Genomic DNA, 418 nt, shown 5'->3' with positions numbered 1-418 from the left:
AACCAGATGCGTGCCGGCGGGAAGTGGCCGCTCGCCGGGCTGCGTCAGCGCCGCAAGCTCGATCTCCGCCGCACCGCGCCGGGCCATCAGGTTCACCACCTCGACCGGGCCAGCCTCGAGCGCGGTGACGATCTCCATCTCGCCGGTGAAGCGCACCGTCGTGAAGGGTTCACGCTCGTCAAAATCCTGCGTGGGCGATTTCAGCACCAGGCCGCGCCCACCCACGACCATCTGCAGGCGATCGATGCCCGGCATATGGGAGAACGGACCGGGCGCCACGATCGGCGTGGAGGCAAAACGCCAGAGCAGGCTGTCCCAATCCCTCGCCGGGCTCCCTTCACGATGGGCATCCGCGATATCGGTGAAAATGCCGCCGCCGTTCTTCCAGGGCGAGCGGGTGTAATGTTCGGATGTGAGC

At 66.7% G+C, this 418-nt stretch carries 1 protein-coding gene; it reads right to left on the bottom strand.

Features of this window, described 5'->3' with window-relative positions:
• The coding region (locus KVP70_RS33345; RefSeq protein WP_217946724.1) for a HutD/Ves family protein at positions 1–418 on the bottom strand (418 nt) is incomplete at both ends.

Source organism: Duganella violaceipulchra (assembly GCF_019166075.1).
GTDB classification, from domain to species: domain Bacteria; phylum Pseudomonadota; class Gammaproteobacteria; order Burkholderiales; family Burkholderiaceae_D; genus Rugamonas; species Rugamonas violaceipulchra.
This window is presented reverse-complemented; position numbering and strand designations above follow the sequence as displayed.